This is a genomic window from Blastococcus aurantiacus, from assembly GCF_900102425.1.
GTDB lineage: Bacteria > Actinomycetota > Actinomycetes > Mycobacteriales > Geodermatophilaceae > Blastococcus > Blastococcus aurantiacus.
Window position 1 is genome coordinate 181,592 of sequence record NZ_FNBT01000008.1, and the last position, 19,343, is coordinate 200,934.

Below are 19,343 nucleotides of genomic sequence, written 5' to 3' on the forward strand. Positions count from 1 at the left end.
GCACGTCGTCCACTCATCCCGACGTCACCGCCAGCAGCGCACCGGCCACCAGCACGGCGCCCCCGAGCATGCCGAGCGCGTAGGTGCGCACGAACCCGGTCTGCGTGCGGCCCAGGCGGGAGGAGGAGCCGCCGAGCCCGGCGGCCAGGCCGTTCACCGCGCCGTCCACCCCGCGGTTGTCCACCCAGACGAGGGCGCGGGTGAGCCACTGGCCCGGGCGCATGAGGAGCGACTCGTTGATCGTGTCCGCGTAGAGCGCGTTGCGGGCCGCCCGGGTGACCGGCGAGACCCGCACGGGTGCGGTGACCGGCACCTCGCGGCGGCCGACGAACAGCCACGCGGCCAGTACGCCCAGCAGCATCACGCCGGTGACCACCAGGCCGACGGTGAGCGGGGCGACCACGTGCTCCGCGGAGTGCTCCTCGCCGAACACCGGCTCCAGCCAGTCCGAGAGCGGGAAGGCCTTCACCAGCAGGAAGCCGGCGCCGATCGAGCCGAGCGACAGCACGACCATCGGCGCGGTCATGACCGTCGGGGACTCGTGCGGGTGCACCCCGTCCGCCCACCGTGCCCGGCCGAAGAACGTCATGAGCATCAGCCGCGTCATGTAGAAGGCGGTGAGCCCGGCGCCGAGGACGGCGACGCCGGCGAGGACCCAGCCCCAGGCGTCGTCCCGGTCCAGCGCGGCCTCGATGATCGCGTCCTTGGTGTAGAAGCCGGAGAGGAACGGGAAGCCGATCAGGGCGAGGTAGCCCAGCCCGAAGGTGGCGAAGGTGATCGGTAGCTTCCGCGCCAGACCGCCGTAGCGGCGCATGTCCACCGAGTCGTCCATGGCGTGCATGACGGAACCCGCGCCGAGGAAGAGCCCGGCCTTGAAGAAGCCGTGGGCGAGCAGGTGCGCCAGTCCCGCGACGTAGCCGGCCGGGCCCAGGCCGACGGCCAGGAACATGTAGCCGATCTGGCTGACCGTGGAGTACGCCAGCACCTTCTTGATGTCGTCGAAGGCGCACCCGGCGATGGCGCCGATGAGCAGCGTGACCGCCCCGACGGCGAGGACGACGGTGCGCGCCGTCGGCGTCTCGTCGTAGATCGGTGCCGAGCGGGCGATGAGGTACACGCCGGCGGTGACCATGGTGGCGGCGTGGATGAGCGCCGAGACCGGCGTCGGGCCCTCCATGGCGTCGGGCAGCCAGGCCTGCAGCGGGAACTGGCCGGACTTGCCGCAGGCACCCAGCAGCAGCAGGAGGCCGATGGCGGTGATCGTGCCCCCGGCCAGGGTGCCGACGGTGCCGAAGACCCCCTCGTAGGACGTCGTCCCGAGCTGGGCGAACATGACGAAGATCGCGAGGGCCAGGCCGACGTCGCCGACCCGGTTCATGATGAAGGCCTTCTTGGCCGCCGTCGCCGCCCCCGGGCGGGTGTACCAGAACGCGATGAGCAGGTAGGACGCGAGACCCACGCCCTCCCAGCCCACGTAGAGCGCGACGAAGCTGTTGCCGAGGACCAGCAGGAGCATCGCGGCGACGAAGAGGTTGAGGTAGGCGAAGAACCGGCGCCGGGCCGGGTCGTGCGCCATGTAGCCGATCGAGTAGACGTGGATCAGCGAGCCGACGCCGGTGATCAGCAGGACGAACACCGCCGACAGCGGGTCGTAGAGCAGGCCCGCCCGCACGTCCAGCTGGCCGGTCGAGATGAAGGTGAACAGGTCGACGTCCACCGACCGGCCCTCGACGTCGGCCAGCGAGAAGGTGCACAGCACCGCCAGCAGGAACGCGCCCACCACCGTCGCCGTCCCGAGCAGGTGGCCCCACCGGTCGGTGCGCCGCCCGCCCAGCAGCAGCACCGCGGCACCCGCCAGCGGCAGCGCGATCAGCAGCCAGGACGCGCCGAGCAACCCCTCGGCCGGCACCACCTCCGACGGCAGCACCTCAGCGGAGATGATCTCCATGTCTCCCCGGTCCCCGTCAGTACTTCAGCAGGTTGGCGTCGTCGACCGAGGCGGACCGGCGGGTCCGGTAGATCGACATGATGATGGCGAGGCCGACGACCACCTCGGCCGCGGCGACGACCATGACGAAGAAGGCCATGATCTGGCCGTCGACCGTGCCGGTGGCGCGGGCGAAGGTGACCAGCGTGAGGTTCACCGAGTTGAGCATCAGCTCGATGCACATGAACACGACGATGGCGTTGCGGCGGACCAGCACGCCGACGGCGCCGATGGTGAACAGGATCGCCGCGAGCACCAGGTAGTAGGTCAGCGTCATGACCGGTCACCGCCTGCCGGGCCGTCGAGGGGGGCGGGGTCGAGGGTGCCCAGCGCGCCGTCCGGGGAGCCCAGCTGCTCGCGGCCCGTGGGTCGCGGCATCTGGTCGGCCACCTGCGGCTCGATGCCGGTGGCCTGGCTGTCCGGCGACGTGCGGCCGTCGGGCAGCAGTGCGGGCGCGGCGACGGAGTTGGCCCGGGCGTAGACGCCGGGGCCGGGCAGGGTCTGCGGCCGCTCGGTGAGGAAGCGGGCCCGCGACAGCTCCTTCTGCGTACGCCGGGTGCCGGGCTCCCGCTCGATGTGCGCCAGCACCATCGCGCCGAGCGCGGCGGTGATCAGCAGGGCGCTGGTGACCTCGAAGGCGAGCAGGTAGTCGGTGAACAGCGACTCGGCGATCGCCGGGATGTTGCCCTCCGGCTGCGCGTCGGCCAGGCCCACCCCGACGAGGTCCTCGGTCGCCCGGGCGATGCCCGCGCCGACGAGACCGGCGAAGCCGAGGCCCAGCACGGTGGCGGCGACCCGCTGGCCGCGCAGCGTCTCGACGACGGAGTCCGAGGAGTCCCGGCCGATCATCATCAGCACGAACAGGAAGAGGATCATGATCGCGCCGGTGTAGACGATGATCTGCACCGCGCCGAGGAACGGCGCTTCCTGGATCACGTAGAAGACGCCCAGCGACAGCATCGTGGTGACCAGCCAGAGGGCCGAGTGCACCGCGTTGCGGCTGAACACCATGCCCAGAGCCCCGGCCAGCGCGACCGGTCCGAGGACCCAGAAGGCGACCGTCTCCCCCGTGCCGATGACGACCTCGTTCACGCCTGCTCCCCCACGACGGCCTCGGACGCCGAGCCCGCCTCCGGAACCCGCAGGTAGTAGTCCTTCTCGTCGTCCCCCAGGCGCATGGGGTGCGGCGGCTGCTCCATGCCGGGCAGCAGCGGAGCCATGAGCTGCTCCTTGGTGTAGATCAGGTCCTGGCGGTTGTCGTCGGCGAGCTCGAAGTCGTTGCTCATCGTCAGCGAGCGGGTGGGGCAGGCCTCGATGCACAGCCCGCAGAAGATGCAGCGCAGGTAGTTGATCTGGTAGACCGCGCCGTACCGCTCACCCGGCGAGTAGCGGGCCTCCTCGGTGTTGTCACCGCCCTCCACGTAGATCGCGTCGGCGGGGCACGCCCAGGCGCACAGCTCGCACCCGACGCACTTCTCCAGCCCGTCCGGGTGCCGGTTGAGCACGTGACGGCCGTGGTAGCGCGGCTTGGTCACCTTGGGCTCGAACGGGTACTGCTCGGTCGTCACCTTGCGGAAGATCTGGGCGAAGGTGACGCCGAAGCCCTGGACGGCGGCCGGGATCAGGCTGTCGCGGACCGCCGGCTTGGCGAGGTGGTCGGTCGAGGGACGGGCCACCTCGCCACCGCTGCGCTTCGCGGGGGTGCGGTCGGACCGGTTATCGGACATCGGGGCTGTCCTCCTCGACGGTGGTGGTGCCGCGCCGGCCGGTGGCCACGACCGCGCCGCCGTCACCGGCGACGGGCTCGCGGCGCAGCCGGGGCGACGGCGGAACGGTGAGGTCCATCGGCGGGATGGGGAACCCGCCCTCGGCGCGGGTGGGTCCGCCGGTGGGACGGCGCGAGGCGCCGGCCGGGGGCAGGACCTCGGCCTCCGGGTCGACGGCGTGCACCCCGCCGGCCGCGGCATCGGCCGCCATGAGCCGGGTGTCGCGATGACCGGACCGGCTGGCCAGGAGCAGGCCGGCGAGCACCAGCAGCGCGACCGGGACGCCGACGAAGAGCGTGACCTCCCCGGTGGACAGGTCGGTCTCGCGGGCGACCGTGCGCATGGTGGCCACCACGAGGATCCAGACCAGAGCGGTCGGGACCAGCACCTTCCAGCCGAAGCTCATGAATTGGTCGTAGCGAAGGCGGGGCAGCGTGCCGCGCAGCCAGATGAAGACGAACAGGGCGACGACGACCTTGAGGAAGAACCACAGCAGCGGCCACCAGCCGGTGTTGGCGCCGTCCCAGATCGAGATCGGCCAGGGCGCCCGCCAGCCGCCGAGGAACAGCGTCGCGGCGAGTGCGGAGACGGTGACCATGTTGATGTACTCGGCCAGGAAGAACAGCGCGAATTTCAGCGACGAGTACTCGGTGTGGAAGCCGCCGACCAGCTCGCTCTCGGCCTCGGCGAGGTCGAAGGGTGCGCGGTTGGTCTCGCCGACCACGGCGATCGCGTAGATGACGAAGGAGACCGGGAGCAGGACGGCGTACCAGCTGGGGCCGGTGAACTCCCATCCGAAGAAGGACACCTGGTTGCCGTCGGCCTGGGCGGCGACGATCTCCGAGGTCGACATCGAGCCGGCGTAGAGGAACACCGCGACGATCGACAGCCCCATCGCGATCTCGTAGCTGACCATCTGCGCGGCGCTGCGCAGCGAGCCGAGCAGCGGGTAGGTGGAGCCGGAGGCCCACCCGCCGAGGACGATGCCGTAGATCCCCATGGCGGAGCAGGCCAGGACCACGAGCACGCCGATGGGGGCGTCGGTGAGCTGCAGCGGGGTGCGCTCGCCGAAGATGCTGACCGTCGGGCCCAGGGGGATGACGGAGAAGGCGATGAACGCCGGGACGGTGGCGATGACCGGGGCCAGGAAGTAGATCGGCTTGTCGGCGAGCGCCGGCATGATGTCTTCCTTGAAGGCCAGCTTCAGCCCGTCCGCGAGGCTCTGCAGGTAACCGCGCGGGCCGACCCGGTTGGGGCCGATCCGCTGCTGCATGCGGGCGACGACCTTGCGCTCGAAGACGATCGCGAACAGCGTCAGGAGCACCAGGACCACGAAGACCCCGACGACCTTGATGAGCACGATCCACCAGACGTCGTTCCCGAAGTCCTCGAGGGTGGGCTGGTCGGGGCTGGCCAGCGGCATCACGCGGCACCTCCATCCGGGACGGCAGCTGCGGCGATGCGGACGACGGCGCCAGGACCGGCGCCCAGGTGCGTGCGCACCTCGCTGCCGGGCGAGCGCATCGGCAGCCAGACCACGTGGTCGGGCATCGGCGTGACGAGCAGGGGCAGCGTCACCGCACCGGCGGGCCCGGTCACGGTCACCGGCGCACCGTCGGCGACGCCCAGCCGGGCGGCGGCCTCCGCGGCGAGCCGGACGACGGGACGGCGGGCGGTGCCGGAGAGCTCGGGCTCGTCGCGCTGCAGCGTGCCGGCGTCCAGGAGTTGCCGCCAGGAGGCGAGCAGGGCCTCGTCGGCGCGCAGTGCGGGCGCTCCGGCGGCGGCGACGTCCGGGCCGGCGACCGCGGACGACCGCGCGGTGCCCAGCGCCGCGAGCTCCGCCCGGGCGGCCTCGGGCGTCGGCAGCCGCAGGTCGACGTCCATGAGATCGGCCAGACCGTGCAGCACCCGGGCGTCGGACAGCCGGCCGGTGTCGTGCAGCGTGGCGTCGAAGGACCGCACCCGGCCCTCCCAGTCCAGGAAGCTGCCCGCCTTCTCCGAGGCGGCGGCCACCGGGAGCACCACGTCGGCCCACTCCGTGACCGCCGTCGGGAACATCTCCAGACTGACGACGAAGCGGGCCTCCGCCAGGGCGTTCTCGGCGAGCAGGGGGTCGGGCAGGTCGGCCGGGTCGACGCCGCCGACGAGCAGCCCGGCCAGCCGGCGGTCGCGCACGGCGGCGAGGATGCCGGTGGTGTCCAGGCCCGGGGACGACGGGAGGGCCGCGGCGTCCACGCCCCAGCGTCCCGCGACCTCGGCACGCGCACCCTCGTCGGCGACGGTGCGTCCACCGGGGAGCAGCGCGGGCAGCGCACCGGCCTCGACGGCCCCGCGCTCGCCGGCCCGGCGGGGCACCCAGGCGATGCGGGCGCCGGTGGCCTCCGCCAGCTCGACCAGGGCGGTGAACGCGCCCGGCACCTCGGCCAGCCGCTCGCCCGCGAGGACGACGGCGCCGGGCTGCCGCAGCGCGGCGACGGCAGGGCCGCCCCAGGTGCCCAGCGCCAGCGCCTGGAGCGACCGCGCCTCCGCACCGGGCAGCGTGGTGAGCACCGTGGCCTGGAGCTTCTGCGCGGCCCGCGTCGGGAAGGGTGCGAGGTCGAAGACCTGCGTCCGCTTGGTGCGGACCGCCTTGCGCAGCCGCAGGAAGAGGATCGGCGACTCCTCCTCGGGCTCGAAGCCCGCGAGGAGGACGACCGGTGAGGCGCCCAGCTCGTCGTAGGTGACCCCGCCCCGGCCCGGACCGGTGCCCGCGACCGTGCTCGCCAGGAACGCCAGCTCCTCCGCCGAGTGGGCGCGGGCGCGGGCGTCGACGTCGTTGGTGCCCAGCGCCACACGGGCGAACTTGGCGTAGGCGTAGGCGTCCTCGACGGTCAGCCGGCCGCCGGGCAGCACCCCGACCCCGCCCGCGTCGCGCGCCTCGGCCAGCCCGGCCGCGGCCGCGGCCCAGGCCTCGGGCCAGGACGCCGGCTGCAGCGTGCCGTCGGCGCCGCGCACCAGCGGCGTGGTCAGCCGCTCGTTGGACGTGACGTAGCGGAACGCGTAGCGGCCCTTGTCGCAGGTCCACTCCTCGTTGACCGCCGGGTCCTCACCGGCCTGGCGGCGGGTGACCTTCCCGCGCCGGTAGTCGGTGCGCATCGAGCAGCCCGACGCGCAGTGCTCGCAGACGCTGTCCTCGCTGCGCAGGTCGAACGGCCGGGCGCGGAACCGGTACTGCGTGCTGGTGAGCGCGCCGACCGGGCAGATCTGGGTGGTGTTGCCGGAGAAGTAGGACTCGAACGGCTCGTCCTCGTAGATCGCCACCTGCTCCAGCGCCCCGCGCTCGAAGAGCTCGATGAACGGGTCGCCCGCCACCTGCTGGGAGAAACGGGTGCACCGGGCGCAGAGCACGCAGCGCTCGCGGTCGAGCAGGATCTCGGTGCTGATCGCCAGCGGCTTGGGGTAGGTGCGCTTCTCGTCGACGAACCGGCTCTCGGTGCGGCCGTGGCCCATCGCCTGGTTCTGCAGCGGGCACTCGCCGCCCTTGTCGCAGGTCGGGCAGTCCAGCGGGTGGTTGATCAGCAGCAGCTCCATCGTGCCCTGCTGCGCCTTGTCCGCCACCGGGCTGGACAGCTGGGTACGCACTGCCATGCCCTCGGTGACCGGCATGGTGCAGGAGGCGACCGGCTTGCGCTGGCCCTCGACCTCGACCAGGCACTGCCGGCAGGCGCCGACCGGCTCCAGCAGCGGGTGGTCGCAGAACCGCGGGATGAAGACACCGACCTGCTCGGCGGCCCGGATGATCAGCGTGTCCTTGGGCACCGCGACGTCGAAGCCGTCGATCGTGCAGTGGACGGCGTCCGGCGGGGTGTGCGGGCCGGGGGTGCCCGGCGGCACCGCGGGCGCCGGCGTCGGGTTCGTCAGCGTCATGACGCAGCTCCCACGGGCTCGAGGCGGAGGCTGCGGCCCAGCCGGGCCTGCTCCTCCGGGGGCAGCAGGGCGACGTAGTCGTCCTTGAAGTACTTCAGCGAGCTGGTGATGCAGCTCGTGGCGCCGTCGCCGAGGGCGCAGAAGGAGCGGCCCAGGATGTTGTCGCAGGTGTCGACGAGGATGTCGAGGTCCTGCGCGGTGCCCCGGCCGTGCGCGATGCGCTCGAGGATCTGGACCAGCCAGTAGGTGCCCTCACGGCAGGGGGTGCACTTGCCGCAGCTCTCGTGCGCGTAGAACTCGGTGAACCGCAGGGTGGCCTCGACGATCGAGTCGGTCTCGTCGAACACCATGAGCGCGGTGGTGCCGAGCATCGAGCCGGCGGCGGCCACGGAGTCGAAGTCGAGCGGGACGTCGAGGTGCTCGGCGGTGAAGTAGGGCGTGGACGAGCCGCCGGGCGTCCAGAACTTGAGCTCGTGACCCGGGCGCACGCCGCCGGCCATCTCCAGCAGCTCGCGCATCGTCGTCCCCATGGGGGCCTCGTACTGCCCGGGGCGGACGACGCGGCCCGACAGCGAGTAGATCTTCGGCCCAGGCGACTTCTCCGGGCCGAACGCCTTGAACCACTCCGCGCCGCCGCGGACGACGAACGGCACGCTGGCCAGCGTCTCGACGTTGTTGATGACCGTCGGGGCGCCGTACAGGCCGGCGACCGCGGGGAACGGCGGCTTGAGCCGGGGCTGGCCGCGGTACCCCTCGAGGGAGTCCAGCAGGGCCGTCTCCTCGCCGCAGATGTAGGCCCCGGCGCCGGCGTGCACGATCAGCTCGAGGTCGTAGCCCGAGCCGAGGATGTCGCTGCCGAGGTAGCCCGCGGCGTAGGCCTCCTCGACGGCGGCGACCAGCCGGCGGTGGGCGTGCACGGCCTCGCCGCGGACGTAGATGACGGCGAACTTCGACCGGATCGCGTACGCGGAGATGATCACGCCCTCGATCAGGGAGTGCGGGTCGGCCATCATCAGCGGCAGGTCCTTGCAGGTGCCCGGCTCGCCCTCGTCGGCGTTGACCACGAGGTACTTGGGCATCGCCGCCGGTCCGGTCGGGGCCTCGCCCGGCTTGGGCTGCGGGATGAAGCTCCACTTCATGCCCGTCGGGAAGCCGGCGCCGCCGCGGCCGCGCAGTCCGGAGTCCTTGACCATCGTGACCAGCTCGTCGGGAGCCATCGACAGGGCCGTGCGCAGCGCGGCGTAGCCCTCCATCGACTCGTAGGTCGACAGCCGCCACGAGCGGTCGGCGCCCCAGCGGGTGGTGAGGACGGGAGTGAGGGGCATGTCAGGCCTTCCCGGAGCCCGGGGTGGCCCGGGGATGGGTGGCGGGGCCTTGGGCTTCAGTACCCGGCTCGGTCCCTGCAGGTGTGTCGGTGCCTTGCTGGTCGAGCCCGCCGGGCGGGCGGCCGCGGCCGTACTCGGCGCCCGCGTCCGGGTGCGCCTGTGCCGCACCGGCGCGCTCGGCGGGGTTGTCGGCGGCCGCCACGCGGGCGTCGCCGGCCTCCTTCTCCGGGGTCTCGCCGGTGCGGCCCGAGGGGCGCACCGTCTCCCGCGGCTCGCCCTGGTCCTCCGGCTCGGACGGCGTGCCGGCGGGCATGGCAGGGGCGGACTCGCCGCGCTCGACGGCCAGCCGTAGCCCGGCCAGCGTCGGCTCCAGTGCGCCCGGGGCGTCGATGGCGGCCCGGGCGGCATCGGCGTCGCCGTACTGGGAGAAGCCGGCCAGCTGGCGGGAGATGCCCCTGAAGTCGGTGAGCGGTGCGCCGCGGGTGGGCAGCGGCTTCTCGCCCCGGCGCAGCGCGGCCACCAGCTCGCGGGCGCTGGCGACGTCCTGCTGGTCGTAGAACTCGTAGTCGACGGTGACCACCGGCGCGTAGTCGCAGGCGGCCAGGCACTCGGCGTGCTCGAGGGTGACCGAGCCGTCGGCGGCGGTCTCGTCGTGGTGGACCCCGAGGTCCGCCGACAGCGCGTCCATGATCCGTTGCCCGCCCAGCACGCTGCACAGCGTGTTGGTGCAGACGCTGACCAGGTGCCGGCCGGTGGGACGCCGCTTGTACATCGTGTAGAACGTCGCGACCGCGCCGACCTCGGCCTTGGTCAGCCCCAGCTCCTCCGCGCAGAGCGTGACGCCCTCGGGTGAGACGTAGCCCTGGTAGCTCTGCACCAGGTGCAGCATCGGGAGCAGCGCCGACCGCGCCTTCGGGTAGCGGGCGATGATCTCCCGCGCCTCCAGCCGGGTCTGCTCGGTCAGCGGCGGCAGGTCGGCCGGCGCGGGCAGCACGGGGCTGTCGTCGAGGCCGGTGGTCGCCGCGGCCTCGGGCGAGCCGGGAAGGGCGCTCATCTGTCCACTCCCCCCATCACGGGGTCGATCGACGCGATCGCTGCGATGACGTCGGCGATCATCCCGCCCTCGCTCATCGCCGCGGTGGCCTGCAGGTTCACGAAGCTGGGGTCGCGCACGTGGACGCGCCACGGCCGGGTGCTGCCGTCGCTGACCACGTGGTAGCCCAGCTCGCCGCGGGGCGACTCGATCGGCACGTAGACCTGGCCGGCCGGCACCCGGAAGCCCTCGGTGACCAGCTTGAAGTGGTGGATCAGGGCCTCCATCGACTGGCCCATGATGTGCCGCACGTGGTCCAGCGAGTTGCCCATGCCGTCGGCGCCGAGGGACAGCTGCGCGGGCCAGGCGATCTTCTTGTCGTCGACCATGACCGGCCCCGGCTCCAGCCGGTCCAGCGCCTGGGCGACGATCTTGAGCGACTCGTTCACCTCGGCCATGCGCACCAGGTAGCGGCCCCACGCGTCGCTGGTGTCGGCGGTCGGCACCTCGAAGTCGTAGGTCTCGTAGCCCAGGTAGGGCTCCACCTTGCGCAGGTCCCACGGCAGGCCGGCCGCCCGCAGCACCGGCCCCGTGATCCCGAGCGCGACGCAGCCGGTGACGTCGAGGTAGCCGGCGTCCTTGAGCCTGTTCTGCCAGATCGGCTGGCCGGTGAGGAGCCGGTGGAAGTCGGCCACCCGGTTCGGGAAGATCCTCAGGAACTCGCGGATGCTGTCGACCGCGCCCTCGGGGAGGTCCTGCGCCAGGCCGCCGGGGCGGACGTAGGCGTGGTTCATGCGCAGACCGGTGATCTCCTCGAGCAGGTCGAGGACCATCTCCCGCTCGCGGAACCCGTTGGTCATGCCCGTGAGGGCGCCCATCTCCATGCCGAAGGTCGCCAGTGCCACCAGGTGGGACGCGATCCGGTTGAGCTCCATGACCAGCACGCGGATCGTCTGCGCCCGCTGCGGTGCCTCGATGCCCAGGAGCTTCTCGACGGCCATGCAGTAGCCGGTCTCGTTGAACAGCGGGGACAGGTAGTCCATCCGCGTCACGAAGGTCGTGCCCTGCACCCAGTTGCGGTACTCGGTGTTCTTCTCGATGCCGGTGTGCAGGTAGCCGATGACCACGCGGGCCTTGGTCACCGTCTCGCCCTCGAGGTCGAGGACCAGGCGCAGGACGCCGTGGGTCGAGGGGTGCTGGGGCCCCATGTTGACCACGAGGCGGTCCTGGTCGTGCGGGTCGGCGAAGGTGAGGTCCCAGTCGCCACCGGTCACGGTGTAGACGCGGCCCTCGGTGGTCTCGCGCGAGCCGGCGTACGGGTCGTAGGTGGTGCTCATCGGTACGCGCCCTTCACCTGTAGGCCCGACGGGTGTCCGGCGGCGGGATCGTCGCGCCGTGGTACTCCACGGGGACGCCGCCGAGCGGGTAGTCCTTGCGCTGCGGGTGCCCGTCCCAGTCGTCGGGCATGAGGATCCGGGTCAGCGCCGGGTGGCCGTCGAAGACGATCCCGAACATGTCGAAGGTCTCCCGCTCGTGCCAGTCCGCCGTCGGGTAGATGCCGGTCACCGAGGGGACGTGCGGGTCCTCGACGGTGACCGCCACCTCGAGCCGGATCCGCCGCCGGTAGGTCATGGACGTCAGGTGCAGCACCACGTGCAGCCGGGGCCGGTGCGGCGCCACGGCGGGGCCGCCGCTGTCGAGGTAGTCGACGCCGGAGACGCTGCTGCACAGCTCGAAGCGCAGCGCCTCGTCGTCGCGCAGCGCCTGGGCCAGGGTCAGCAGGTGCTCCCGGGCGACGAAGTAGGTGATCTCGCCCCGGTCGACCAGCACCCGCTGGACGGCGGCGTCGTAGGTGGCCTGCCCGACCGCGTCGATCAGCGCGTCGGTGACCTCGTCGAACCATCCGCCGTAGGGGCGCTCGGTGGAGTGCAGGGCGACCGCGCCGCCCGGCTCGACGCGAACCAGCCCGCCGAAGCCGGAGGTGTCGCCGCTGCCGCTGACCCCGAAGGCGCCCTTGCGGAAGCCACCGGCCGGGGCCGTCGCGTCGTCGAAGCCGGCCTCCTCGCGACCGGGCACGACCTCGCCACCATCGGTGCTCATCGCCAGGCCTTCCCCTGGCCGCTCGGCCGCTCCTCGGGGAGCAGCACGGCGTTGCCGTTGCGCTGCTCGAAGGCGAACTGGCCGGTGCGCCCTTCGGCAGCGGCCTGCTCGTAGGCACGGCGCGCCACCTTGTCGACCCGCACGGTGGAGGGCATCTCGACCAGCAGGTCCTTCGCGGTGCCTTCAGCCCGCGCCTTCGCCTGCTCCCGCGCCCGCTTCTCCCCCAGTGGCTCGTTCATGATCTTGTGGTGCAGCTTGAGGATGGCGTCGGTGAGCATCTCCGGCCGCGGCGGGCAGCCGGGCAGGTACATGTCCACCGGGACGATGTGGTCGACGCCCTGCACGACGGCGTAGTTGTTGAACATCCCGCCGGAGCTGGCGCACACGCCCATCGCGAGCACCCAGCGGGGCTCGGGCATCTGGTCGTAGATCTGCCGCAGGACGGGCGCCATCTTCTGGCTCACCCGCCCGGCGACGATCATCAGGTCGGCCTGCCGGGGCGAGGCACGGAATACCTCCATGCCGAACCGGGCCAGGTCGTAGCGCCCGGCCCCGGTCGCCATCATCTCGATGGCGCAGCAGGCCAGGCCGAACGTGGCCGGCCACAGCGACGACTTCCGCGTCCAGTTGACCAGCTTCTCCACGCTGGTCAGCAGCACGCCGCTGGGCAGCTTCTCCTCGAGTCCCATTACTGAACCGCCAGTCCCACGTCTAGTCCCATTCCAATCCGCCGCGGCGCCACACGTAGGCGTAGGCGATGAAGACCGTGACGATGAAGACGACCATCTCGACCAGGCCGAAGACGCCCAGCGCCTCGTTGTGCACGGCCCACGGGTAGAGGAAGACGATCTCGATGTCGAAGATGATGAACAACATCGCGGTCAGGTAGTACTTCACCGGAAACCGGCCGCCGGTCAGCGGCTGGTCGACCGGCTCGATCCCGCACTCGTAGGCGTCGAGCTTGGCGCGGTTGAACCGGCGCGGGCCCACGTAGGGCGCGGCGGCGACCGAGAACAGCGCGAACGCCGCGGCCAGCGCGAAGAGCCCCAGGATCGGGACGTAGGTCGACAGCATCAGCACCACCCTAGGGTGAGGACGGTCACGTTCCGTGCCGATCCGGAACGGATTGTCGCCGTGTCGACCGGGGACGGCAGAGCGACGTCGGCCAGGTAGGAGTCCACGTCAGACCGCCGGGGCCAGGCGGGTGAGGACGGCGACGGCGCGGTCCACTGCGTCGCCGTCCCGGCCGTCGGTCAGGTTGCCCATGAGGCGGAGCGCGGCGGCGACGAGCGCGGGCCGGGTGAGCCCGTGGGCGGTGGTGAACCGGACGACCTCCGGGCGGGCGAGCAGGGCGAGGAAGCCGATGCCCAGGCGGTGGTGCCGGCCGTAGGCGGCACGGAGCCGCTCGGGGTAGCGGCGCAGCACCGACTCGCGGGCCGGCCCCTCCGGCCGGGACAGGGCGTCGGCCGCCGTCTCCGCGGCCAGCCGGCCGGTCTCCAGGGCATAGCTGATGCCCTCGCCGTTGAAGGGGTTCACCGTACCCGCGGCGTCGCCGGCGAGCAGCAGGCCGCGGGTGTAGGCGGGCCCGCGGTTGAGCGCCATCGGCAGCCCGGCTCCGCGCAGCGGCGTGACGGCGTCCTCCTCGCCCAGGCCCTCCTCGGCCGGGAAGGTGTCCAGCCAGGCGCGCAGCACCGCGCGGTGGTCCGCCCCGGTCCCCCGCCGCGTGTCCAGCAGCCCGTAGCCGACGTTCGCGGTGCCGTCGCCCATGCCGAAGATCCAGCCGTAACCCGGCATCGAGTCGCGGGAGGGGCCGGCCGCCGTCAGGTCGAAGGAGATGTCGAGGTAGTCGTCGGCCGCGCGGCGCGAGCGGACGTAGCGGCGGACGGCGACCCCCAGCGGGCGGTCCTCGCGTCGCACCAGGCCCAGAGCCTTGGCCAGCCGGCCGGAGAGTCCCTCCGCGGAGACGACGAGGGGCGCCCGCCACACCTGCGGCTCCTTGTCCGGCCCGGCCTGGGCGTGCACGCCGGCCACCCGCCCGGCGTCGTCGAGCAGGGGCTCGGTGACCGTGACTCCCGTGTGCACGCGCGCACCGGCCGCCTCCGCGTGGGCGGCCAGCCGGGCGTCGAGCTCGCTGCGCCGCAGGACGAGCGAGAAGTCCGGCCAGTGCTGCAGCCGCGGCCAGTCCACCTCGGTGACCACGCCCCCGCCGTGCACCCGGAGGCCCTTGTGCCGCACCCAGCCCGCCTGCGGCGAGGTGTCGATGCCGAGGTCCTGGAGCGCCTTCACGCCGCGCGGGGTGAGCCCGTCGCCGCACACCTTCTCGCGCGGGAAGTCCGCCTTCTCCAGCACGACGACCTCGCGCCCCGCCTGCCGGAGCCGCCATGCCGCCGCGGATCCGGCCGGGCCGGCGCCGACGACGATGACGTCGGCGCTCCGGTCGGTCGTCCCTGGCACGCGGTCCCACTCCCCTCGTCCGGACTTTGTGAATTGATTCACAAAGTGCCTCGGTTGCCCACTCTAGGCGGGGGTGTGACGAAGACGACAGCACCCCTGGACAGAGGGATGCATCACAGTTCGGTCGCGGCCTCCCGGAGCACCCGGCGGACCTCGTCGTCGGACGTCTGGGCGAAGCTCCCGTAGGCGCCGCCGACCGCCCGCAGCGTCGCCGGCGCGAAGAGGCAGACCACCTCGTCGGCGAGGGCACTCAGCTCGCGGACCGCCGCCGGCGAGCCCACCGGCACCGCCACGACGGTGCGGGCGGGACGCCGTCCGGCCAGCACCTGCAGCGCGGCCCGGACGGTCGCGCCGGTCGCCAGGCCGTCGTCGACCAGTACGACGGTGCGGCCGGCCAGGTCCACCGGCGGGCGGTCGCCCCGGTAGGCGGCCTCGCGGCGGCGCAGCTCGACCAGCTCGCGGTCCCGCACCGCGGCGAAGGTGGCGTCGTCGATCCCGGCGGCGGTCAGGACGTGGTCGGTGCGCACCGTCTCGACCGCCTCACCGATCGCGGCCACGGCGCCCATGGCGAGCTCCGGCTGGCGGGGCAGCCCCAGCTTGCGGACCAGCAGGACCTCGAGCGGGGCGCCGAGCGCGGCGGCCACCCCGGCGGCGACGACCACACCGCCGCGCGGCAGGCCGAGCACGACGACGTCCCCGGGCACCGTCCCGGCCAGCCGGGCGCCCAGCGCCCGGCCCGCGTCGCGGCGGTCGGCGAACGCTGCCCGGCGCACGGTCAGACCGGCTGCGGCCCCGTCGGCGGGGGCGCGATGGGGTCGCCCGGATCGGGCACCGGGTAGGGAGCCGGCTCCGGCGGGGCGATCGGGTCGGTCGGCGACGGGGACGGTGACGGCGGTTGCGGGGACGGCGGGCTCGTCATGGACCGACGCTAGCGGAAGGACCCCCCTCCTCCCCACCCCCTCGCACGCTCGGGGCGGGCCCCTGGAGGGGCCGGAGAAGTGCCTTGCGCCGCACCCCTCCGGCGCGCAGCCTGAGGCGCATGACCGGTCGGCTCGTGGCGCTGACCGTCGACGCGCTCGACCCCGAGCGCCTCGCGCGCTTCTGGGGCGGACTGCTCGGCTGGGAGGTCACCGACGACCCTCGCGGGGGCATCGCGCTGCTGCCGGCGGACGACACCGGGTTCTCGATCCGCTTCGCGCCGACCACGGAGCGGAAGTGCGTGCCGGACCAGATGCACCCTGACCTGACCAGCTCCTCCCCCGAGGACCAGCGGCGGACGGTGGCGCGCGCCCTCGAGCTGGGCGGCCGGCACATCGACATCGGCCAGCGACCGGAGGAGGGCCATGTGGTGCTGGCCGATCCCGAGGGCAACGAGTTCTGCGTCATCGAGCCGGGCAACCAGTTCCTCGCCGACTGCGGCTTCCTCGGCGCGCTGGCCTCCGACGGCTCCCAGGAGGTCGGCTGGTTCTGGAGCCGGGCCCTGGGCTGGCCGCTGGTCTGGGACCAGGACCAGGAGACCGCCATCCGCTCGCCGCACGGCGGCCCGAAGATCACCTGGGGTGGATACCCGGCGAAGGAGAAGGCGCCGAAGAACCGGCTGCACTTCGACCTCGCACCCGACGGTGACCAGCAGGCGGAGGTCGACCGGCTCCTCGCCCTCGGCGCGACGCGGGTCGACATCGGCCAGGGCGACGTCCCCTGGGTGGTGCTGGCCGACCCCGACGGCAACGAGTTCTGCGTGCTGGAGCGCGCGTAGCTCAGGCGGGACGGCGTCCCCGGTGCAGGGCGACGACGCCACCGGTGAGGTTCTGCCAGGCGACGTCGGACCAGCCGGCCTCCTGCAGCCGCCCGGCGAGGTCCGGCTGGCCGGGCCAGGCGCGGATCGACTCGGCCAGGTAGACGTAGGCCTCGGGGTTGCTGCTGACCGCCCGGGCGATCCGCGGCAGGGCCCGCATCAGGTACTCGAGGTAGACGGTGCGGAACGGCGCCCACGTCGGCCGGGAGAACTCGCAGACCACGAGCGTGCCACCGGGCCGGGTGACCCGCCGGAACTCCCGCAGCGCGGCGTCCGGATCGGCCACGTTGCGCAGGCCGAAGGAGATGACGACGCCGTCCACGCTCTCGTCCGCAAGCGGCAGGGCCATCGCGTCGCCGGCCACCTTCGGCACCGCGCGTGCGCCCCCGGCGCGCAGCATGCCCTGCGAGAAGTCGCAGGCGATGGCGCGCACCCCGTCCGAGGCGAGCTCCACGGTGGACACCGCCGTGCCGGCGGCGACGTCGAGCACCGTCTGCCCCGGCCGGGCGCCCAGCGCCTGCCGCGTCGCCCTCCGCCAGGAGGCGTCCAGCCCGCCCGAGAGCACCGTGTTCGTGACGTCGTAGCGCTTGGCGACGCGGTCGAACATCGCCGCGACCTCCGCCGGACGCTTGTCCAGATCGGCCCGCAGACCGGCGGTGTGCTGGGTGTCTCGCCGGTCGACCACGGTGGCGACGCTACAAGGCCTTCTACGCTGGAACCGTGACGACCGTTGCCCTGACCTCTCCGGCAGCGGCCGCGCGCACCGTCACGACCGTCCGCACCGAGGACGCCGGCGACCTGCTCGACCTCCTGCCGGAGGGCGCCGGGCTGTCGTGGGTGCGTCGCGGGGAGGGCCTGGTCGGCTGGGGCGAGGCGGCGCGCCTGGAGGTCACCGGCCCCTCCGCGCTCGCCGACGCCGCCGCCTGGTGGGAGCGGTACACCGCCGGGCTGGACGTCGCCGACGACCTCGGGATCCCCGGTTCGGGTCCGGTGCTGTTCGGCAGCATCGCCTTCGACCCGGTGGCCGGGACGTCGGTGTTCGTCGTCCCCCAGGTCGTGGTGGGCCGGCGGGACGGCGTCGGCTGGATCACCACGGTCGGCGCCGGCGTGCCTCCCGAGCTGGGGCGTCCCCCCGCTCCGGTCGACGGACCCGCCCCCCGGCTGCGCTACGCCGACGGTGCCCTCGATCCGGCCACCTGGTGCGCCGCCGTCGCCACGGCCGTGGCCCGGATCGACGCCGGCGAACTCGACAAGGTGGTGCTCGCCCGCGACCTGCTCGTCTCCGCCGAGCCCGCCCTCGACCCCCGTCGGCTGCTGCGCCGGCTGGCCGCGCGCTTCCCCGACTGCTGGACCTTCGCCGTCGACGGGCTGCTCGGGGCCACCCCGGAGCTGCTGCTGCGGCGGACCGGGCGGCAGCTGTCCTCCCGCGTCCTGGCCGGGACGGCGGCGCGCGGGGCCGGCGCCGAGGACGACCGCCTGGCCGCGGCGCTGCTCGATTCGGCGAAGGACCGTGCGGAGCACGCCTGGGCCGTCGACTCCCTGGTGGACGCGCTCGCGCCCTACTGCAGCCGGCTCACCGCTCCCGCCGAGCCCGAACTCCTCACGCTGGCCAACGTGCGGCACCTGGCCTCCGACGTCACCGGCACCCAGCGAGGATCGGCCGGCCTGCTGGAGCTGGTCGGCGCGGTGCACCCGACCGCGGCGGTGTGCGGGACGCCCACGGCCGACGCCGCCGCGCTGATCGGCGAGCTCGAGGGCATGGACCGCGGCCGCTACGCCGGACCGGTCGGCTGGATCGACTCCCGGGGCGACGGCGAGTTCGGGCTGGCGCTGCGCTGCGCCGAGCTCACCCCCGACGGCGGCGCCCGGCTGTTCGCCGGCTGCGGCATCGTGGCCGGCTCCGAGCCCGCCGCGGAGCTGGCCGAGACCCAGGCGAAGTTCGCCGCCTTCCAGAACGCGCTCGAGGGCTAGGGCGGATCAGCCCGACCCGGTGAAGGCGACGTCGCTGATCGTCGTGAAGTCCCGGATCGCGCCGTCGTTGCCCGTGCCGGCGATCTCCAGCACCACCCGCGTCGTCGACACGGGTCCGCCCAGCCGGGCCACGGCCATCGCCCGGCCGGGCGCCGGGACGTCCTGCCGGTGGACCACGCCGGTGTCGAAGCCCCACGTCACCGCGGTGACCGTCCGGTTCTCGCCGAACCGGTCCGTGCCGTCGACCGGGTCGGTCTTGTCGTAGCCCGGGACGAGAGCCACCGACGCGAGGACGACCGGGCGGCCGAAGTCGTAGACCAGGCGCTGGCCGACGGCGGAGCCCGCGCAGCGCCAGGCGGTCCCGCCGACCCCGTCCAGCGTGTTCATCGCGTCGTAGCTGACCGGCGCACCGGCGGCGTCCACCCCCGACGGGGCCTGGCAGGTGGCGCTGACCGACACGGGCAGGAGCGGGCCGACGGCTGGCGGGGGCACAGATGCGGGTGGTGGCACGGGCGCGGGCGGCGCAGCGGTCACGGGCGGCGGCACGGGCACGGTGGGGGCCGGGGCGACGTCCTGGTCCCCGACGTCCGCGAGGCCGGGGGCGGGGGCCGGCCCGGCGTCGGCGGCCGGGTCGGGGGTGCCGGAGCCGTCCTGCGCCACAGTCGGGCCGTCGTCGGCGACCAGCAGGCGGTCGCCGACCAGGTAGCCGCCGCCGACGACGAGCAGGCCGGCGCACGCGAGCGCAGCCACCACCAGCGGCCGGCGGTCGGGCGCGCGGCTCGCGTGCCGGGGCCCGACCTCCTCGTGCACCGCGGGCGCGATCTCCACCTCCGGCGCGACGTACGCGGACGGCCAGGCCGCCGGTGGCACCGGGTACACGAAGACGGGCTCCGCGACCGTGCCCCGCTCCGAGTACACCGCCGGCTGCAGGTTGGCACCGCACGCGATGCAGAAGCGCTGACCGGTCCCGGCCTGCACCCCGCAGGCACCGCAGAACCTCATGCCG

At 73.5% G+C, this 19,343-nt stretch carries 19 protein-coding genes; 2 read left to right on the forward strand and 17 right to left on the reverse strand.

Annotated features, from left to right (window positions below; translation table 11 throughout):
- Window positions 1–13: 13 nt before the first annotated feature.
- The 15 genes from nuoL to BLS70_RS20890 form a co-directional block, all read right to left on the reverse strand.
- Entirely contained in the window at window positions 14–1,948 is a 1,935-nt protein-coding gene (nuoL, locus tag BLS70_RS16635) for an NADH-quinone oxidoreductase subunit L (RefSeq protein WP_091770241.1), read from the reverse strand.
- Between the two features lie 16 nt (window positions 1,949–1,964).
- Window positions 1,965–2,264: an NADH-quinone oxidoreductase subunit NuoK gene (nuoK, locus tag BLS70_RS16640; RefSeq protein ID WP_089336423.1), complete on the reverse strand. Its 300-nt coding sequence runs from the start codon at window positions 2,262–2,264 to the stop codon at window positions 1,965–1,967.
- Window positions 2,261–3,079, reverse strand: coding sequence for an NADH-quinone oxidoreductase subunit J (locus BLS70_RS16645; protein ID WP_091770242.1), 819 nt, complete (start codon window positions 3,077–3,079; stop codon window positions 2,261–2,263). Before BLS70_RS16645 ends, nuoK begins: the two co-directional genes overlap by 4 nt.
- Window positions 3,076–3,714, reverse strand: coding sequence for an NADH-quinone oxidoreductase subunit NuoI (nuoI, locus tag BLS70_RS16650; RefSeq protein WP_255362530.1), 639 nt, complete (start codon window positions 3,712–3,714; stop codon window positions 3,076–3,078). The genes BLS70_RS16645 and nuoI overlap by 4 nt, the downstream gene beginning before the upstream one ends.
- Complete coding sequence (gene nuoH, locus BLS70_RS16655) at window positions 3,704–5,176, reverse strand: NADH-quinone oxidoreductase subunit NuoH (RefSeq protein ID WP_091770244.1); 1,473 nt, start codon at window positions 5,174–5,176, stop codon at window positions 3,704–3,706. Before nuoH ends, nuoI begins: the two co-directional genes overlap by 11 nt.
- Entirely contained in the window at window positions 5,176–7,659 is a 2,484-nt protein-coding gene (locus BLS70_RS16660) for an NADH-quinone oxidoreductase subunit G (RefSeq protein ID WP_091770246.1), read from the reverse strand. The genes nuoH and BLS70_RS16660 overlap by 1 nt, the downstream gene beginning before the upstream one ends.
- Window positions 7,656–8,984 (reverse strand): NADH-quinone oxidoreductase subunit NuoF, encoded by a 1,329-nt coding sequence (nuoF, locus tag BLS70_RS16665; RefSeq protein ID WP_091770248.1) that lies wholly within the window; start codon window positions 8,982–8,984, stop codon window positions 7,656–7,658. Before nuoF ends, BLS70_RS16660 begins: the two co-directional genes overlap by 4 nt.
- 1 nt (window position 8,985) lies before the next feature.
- Entirely contained in the window at window positions 8,986–10,038 is a 1,053-nt protein-coding gene (gene nuoE, locus BLS70_RS16670) for an NADH-quinone oxidoreductase subunit NuoE (RefSeq protein ID WP_091770250.1), read from the reverse strand.
- Window positions 10,035–11,354: an NADH-quinone oxidoreductase subunit D gene (locus BLS70_RS16675; RefSeq protein WP_091770252.1), complete on the reverse strand. Its 1,320-nt coding sequence runs from the start codon at window positions 11,352–11,354 to the stop codon at window positions 10,035–10,037. Before BLS70_RS16675 ends, nuoE begins: the two co-directional genes overlap by 4 nt.
- A gap of 13 nt (window positions 11,355–11,367) precedes the next feature.
- Window positions 11,368–12,117 carry an NADH-quinone oxidoreductase subunit C gene (locus BLS70_RS16680; protein WP_091770254.1) on the reverse strand — a complete coding sequence of 250 codons (750 nt, stop codon included), beginning with the start codon at window positions 12,115–12,117 and terminating at the stop codon, window positions 11,368–11,370.
- On the reverse strand, window positions 12,114–12,806 hold the full coding sequence (locus tag BLS70_RS21715) for a NuoB/complex I 20 kDa subunit family protein (RefSeq protein ID WP_091770256.1): 693 nt from the start codon (window positions 12,804–12,806) through the stop codon (window positions 12,114–12,116). Before BLS70_RS21715 ends, BLS70_RS16680 begins: the two co-directional genes overlap by 4 nt.
- 22 nt (window positions 12,807–12,828) lie before the next feature.
- Window positions 12,829–13,191 (reverse strand): NADH-quinone oxidoreductase subunit A, encoded by a 363-nt coding sequence (locus BLS70_RS16690; protein WP_439645392.1) that lies wholly within the window; start codon window positions 13,189–13,191, stop codon window positions 12,829–12,831.
- Between the two features lie 108 nt (window positions 13,192–13,299).
- Entirely contained in the window at window positions 13,300–14,571 is a 1,272-nt protein-coding gene (locus BLS70_RS16695; RefSeq protein ID WP_091770258.1) for a geranylgeranyl reductase family protein, read from the reverse strand.
- Window positions 14,572–14,684: 113 nt separating this feature from the next.
- Window positions 14,685–15,344 (reverse strand): phosphoribosyltransferase, encoded by a 660-nt coding sequence (locus BLS70_RS16700; protein ID WP_091770260.1) that lies wholly within the window; start codon window positions 15,342–15,344, stop codon window positions 14,685–14,687.
- Window positions 15,345–15,346: 2 nt separating this feature from the next.
- Window positions 15,347–15,490 (reverse strand): hypothetical protein, encoded by a 144-nt coding sequence (locus BLS70_RS20890; RefSeq protein WP_176946454.1) that lies wholly within the window; start codon window positions 15,488–15,490, stop codon window positions 15,347–15,349.
- 120 nt (window positions 15,491–15,610) lie between these two features.
- Between BLS70_RS20890 and BLS70_RS16705 the strand changes: the two genes are divergently transcribed.
- On the forward strand, window positions 15,611–16,327 hold the full coding sequence (locus BLS70_RS16705; RefSeq protein ID WP_091770262.1) for a VOC family protein: 717 nt from the start codon (window positions 15,611–15,613) through the stop codon (window positions 16,325–16,327).
- A 1-nt stretch (window position 16,328) separates the two neighbouring features.
- Here BLS70_RS16705 and BLS70_RS16710 read toward each other — a convergent pair whose 3' ends face one another.
- Window positions 16,329–17,051: a demethylmenaquinone methyltransferase gene (locus BLS70_RS16710; protein ID WP_091770264.1), complete on the reverse strand. Its 723-nt coding sequence runs from the start codon at window positions 17,049–17,051 to the stop codon at window positions 16,329–16,331.
- A 35-nt stretch (window positions 17,052–17,086) separates the two neighbouring features.
- On the opposite strand from BLS70_RS16710, the gene BLS70_RS16715 reads away from it, so the two are divergent.
- Complete coding sequence (locus BLS70_RS16715) at window positions 17,087–18,337, forward strand: isochorismate synthase (protein ID WP_091770265.1); 1,251 nt, start codon at window positions 17,087–17,089, stop codon at window positions 18,335–18,337.
- Window positions 18,338–18,343: 6 nt separating this feature from the next.
- Here BLS70_RS16715 and BLS70_RS16720 read toward each other — a convergent pair whose 3' ends face one another.
- Window positions 18,344–19,339 (reverse strand): discoidin/SUN/FTP domain-containing protein, encoded by a 996-nt coding sequence (locus BLS70_RS16720; RefSeq protein ID WP_091770267.1) that lies wholly within the window; start codon window positions 19,337–19,339, stop codon window positions 18,344–18,346.
- Window positions 19,340–19,343: the final 4 nt, after the last annotated feature.

Coding starts and splice junctions, on each gene's coding strand:
- nuoL (WP_091770241.1), bottom strand. CDS start 1,948: ATGGAGATCATCTCCGCTGAGGTGCTGCCGTCGGAGGTGGTGCCGGCC.
- nuoK (WP_089336423.1), bottom strand. CDS start 2,264: ATGACGCTGACCTACTACCTGGTGCTCGCGGCGATCCTGTTCACCATC.
- nuoI (WP_255362530.1), bottom strand. CDS start 3,714: ATGTCCGATAACCGGTCCGACCGCACCCCCGCGAAGCGCAGCGGTGGC.
- nuoH (WP_091770244.1), bottom strand. CDS start 5,176: ATGCCGCTGGCCAGCCCCGACCAGCCCACCCTCGAGGACTTCGGGAAC.
- BLS70_RS16660 (WP_091770246.1), bottom strand. CDS start 7,659: ATGACGCTGACGAACCCGACGCCGGCGCCCGCGGTGCCGCCGGGCACC.
- nuoF (WP_091770248.1), bottom strand. CDS start 8,984: ATGCCCCTCACTCCCGTCCTCACCACCCGCTGGGGCGCCGACCGCTCG.
- nuoE (WP_091770250.1), bottom strand. CDS start 10,038: ATGAGCGCCCTTCCCGGCTCGCCCGAGGCCGCGGCGACCACCGGCCTC.
- BLS70_RS16675 (WP_091770252.1), bottom strand. CDS start 11,354: ATGAGCACCACCTACGACCCGTACGCCGGCTCGCGCGAGACCACCGAG.
- BLS70_RS16680 (WP_091770254.1), bottom strand. CDS start 12,117: ATGAGCACCGATGGTGGCGAGGTCGTGCCCGGTCGCGAGGAGGCCGGC.
- BLS70_RS21715 (WP_091770256.1), bottom strand. CDS start 12,806: ATGGGACTCGAGGAGAAGCTGCCCAGCGGCGTGCTGCTGACCAGCGTG.
- BLS70_RS16690 (WP_439645392.1), bottom strand. CDS start 13,191: ATGCTGTCGACCTACGTCCCGATCCTGGGGCTCTTCGCGCTGGCCGCG.
- BLS70_RS20890 (WP_176946454.1), bottom strand. CDS start 15,490: ATGACGAGCCCGCCGTCCCCGCAACCGCCGTCACCGTCCCCGTCGCCG.
- BLS70_RS16705 (WP_091770262.1), top strand. CDS start 15,611: ATGACCGGTCGGCTCGTGGCGCTGACCGTCGACGCGCTCGACCCCGAG.
- BLS70_RS16720 (WP_091770267.1), bottom strand. CDS start 19,339: ATGAGGTTCTGCGGTGCCTGCGGGGTGCAGGCCGGGACCGGTCAGCGC.